Raw genomic sequence first — 2,614 nt, 5'->3', positions numbered from 1 at the left:
TCTCTATATATTGTGCCTATTTCTCCAAAGTTTGGATTGGTGAACAAATGAAAACACTTGCTAAACTCATGCAACAGTACGTAGAGTATGAAGGTCTAGAACAATTAGAAGGAATCGCCAAAACGAGCATTAATGGCTTGTACTTCTATCGAAGTAGCAAAGGTAATTCCCGCAAGCCTTTTGTGTATCAATCCGGTGTTATTGTTCTAGGCCAAGGAGAAAAAAATATTTATTTAGGTAAGCAACCTGTGAAGTATGGGCCTGACGACTATCTGGTTGTTGGTGTTCCTATGCCTCTAGAGTGCGAGGCCATCGCAGTCAATGGGGAGCCACTGCTTGGCTTAAGTATAGATATCGACGCTCAGGTGCTACATCGCTTGGTCAATAAGCTGGAATCGATGAACTGTTATAAACCTTGTGGTGATAAAGTCGTTCGTTCAGGTCTTAAATCCGTCGCAATGGACGATGATATGCTCGATGTGTGCAAAAGACTGGTCAAAGCGTTGTGCAATCCGATTGAGAGAGAGTTACTTGGCGAGAATCTAATGGAAGAGTTAGCGTTTAGAGCATTGATGAGTAAGGAGGGGGGCGTACTATTTGATCTAGCCAGACATGATGGTCATTATGCTCGTGTGGCAAAGGCGCTGGAGTACTTGCATCAAAATTACGCTAGCTCGGTAACGGTTCAGAAGCTCGCCGAGCGAGCCAATATGAGTGTCTCAGCTTTCCATGAAGCATTTCGTAGTGTAACGTTAGCGTCTCCGATCCAATATATTAAGAAAGTGCGCCTTGATAAGGCGCGTGACCTCATTCAGCTTGATGGCCTTAAAGTTGGTGATGCGGCGCGAATGGTTGGTTATAACAGCACGTCACAATTTTCGAGAGAATTCAAACGTCATTTTAACAAAACCCCTACGGGATAACGGTATCGAGACTGGAAAAAAGGGGAAACGTACGATTACATATTTACAGTGTTTTTTACCCAACGTTTAGGTAATACTGCAACAACAAAGATAATTATACATGTAACCCCCTATAGGAGATCTAGTCAATCTTCTTTGGATAAGCCCCTTCAGCGAATTGATGTAGGGGCTTTATTTTTGTCACGCATGGCGTTGAACGCACATAAATCAATTAGGCTATGGAGTCTTCTTCAACGAAGGAAAGTAGAGTCACTCGATTACGTCCGAGCGATTTTGATTCGTACAGTGCAATATCTGCGCGTTTATATGCTTCTTTTGCCGAGTCTGAAATTTCGGTCGCGCCCGCACTGACTGTAATACTGAGCTCGCTAGTTATGTTGATTGCAGTCCTGAGGCGATTGAGTACGATATCCGCTTCTTTTAGTTCGGTATGGGGCATGATGATGGCAAACTCTTCGCCGCCGATTCGTGAGATAATGTCCGTTTCGCGCAGATGAAGCTCCAAACATCGCGCTACCTCTACGAGTGTTTCGTCTCCTTTGCCATGACCATGAGTATCATTAACACGCTTAAAGTGATCGATGTCTATAAGGGCAAGCGTGGAAGGTTCACTGTCACCGTAACGTTTTGAACGCATTGCTTGTGCTCGCATTTCTGAGTCAAATTTTCTGCGGTTCCATAGTGATGTTAACGGATCTTTCTCGCTCAGTTCTCTCAAGCGGTTTTCGAGCTCTTTCCTGTGCGAAATATCGACAAAAGAAGCGACATAAAACTGGATTATCCCTTTGTTATCCTTGACGGTTTGTATTCGCAATATTTCAGTAATTAAGGTGCCATCTTTGCGTTTGTTAACCACTTCACCTTCCCATAGACCACGGTCTTCAAGGATCTTCCACATGTTCATATAAAACTGCTGTTGGTGTTTACCGGAAGAGAATAGTGAAGGTGGATAACCTTGAACATCTTCTAACGTATAACCACTTATCCGCGTAAACTCACTATTTACTTGGATTATACGGTTGTTGCGATCAGTGATCACAACTGCAGACATACCGTTCATTGCCGCTCGTGCAATTTTGCTATCTAAGCTGTTTTTATGATGATTATGGTTCCAAGAGACAAACGTGAATGTAAGTAATAGAAGAATGACGCTGATAAAAGCCGCTTGTGTGTAGATATCTTGTCTTGATTCAGCACGCAAAGCAGATGCTACCTCATTGGGAGTCTTAATGAAGAAAATTAACTGATCGATGTTTTCAGCTTCATTGACTTGCATTGATGTGTAAGAAATCCAATGACCTTGATCTTTGACGGTACCGGATGGCCTAAGCTGTATGGATCGCCAGAGATGAGGATACTGAATGGCGATGTTTGAATCCTTATGCGCATTAATTAAGTTACCCAGTAACGGGTCACCCTCAGTAGACATAAGGTAAAAGCCCCTTTCATTTGCCACATTTGGCAAGTTGGCGTGGTTCCGTTTATAGGCGAGCCCTTGATAGATGCGTAGCAAGTCTAAGTTGGCGATGAAGTAACCCTTTCGCTCCTCATTAACTGTGATCGGGTAGATGGCACGATAAGCGGGTATGTGAGGAATCACAAGTTGACCATTATCCTCCTCTAGGTCGATTCCAAAATATCCAGTCTCATTCTCTTTGAGGGTTTGCGCATGAACGAAGTAGTCACGGTGC

At 43.5% G+C, this 2,614-nt stretch carries 2 protein-coding genes; one reads left to right on the top strand and one right to left on the bottom strand.

Annotated features, from left to right (window positions below):
* Positions 1-47 precede the first annotated feature (47 nt).
* Positions 48-923 carry an AraC family transcriptional regulator gene (locus QTO00_RS17935; protein ID WP_331425992.1) on the top strand — a complete coding sequence of 292 codons (876 nt, stop codon included), beginning with the start codon at positions 48-50 and terminating at the stop codon, positions 921-923.
* 211 nt (positions 924-1,134) lie between these two features.
* Here the strand turns inward: QTO00_RS17935 and QTO00_RS17930 are convergent.
* The coding region (locus QTO00_RS17930) for a GGDEF domain-containing protein (RefSeq protein ID WP_331425991.1) at positions 1,135-2,614 on the bottom strand (1,480 nt) is incomplete at its 5' end.

The organism is Vibrio sp. M260118 (assembly GCF_036533755.1).
In the GTDB taxonomy this organism is placed as follows: Bacteria; Pseudomonadota; Gammaproteobacteria; order Enterobacterales; family Vibrionaceae; genus Vibrio.
This window is presented reverse-complemented; position numbering and strand designations above follow the sequence as displayed.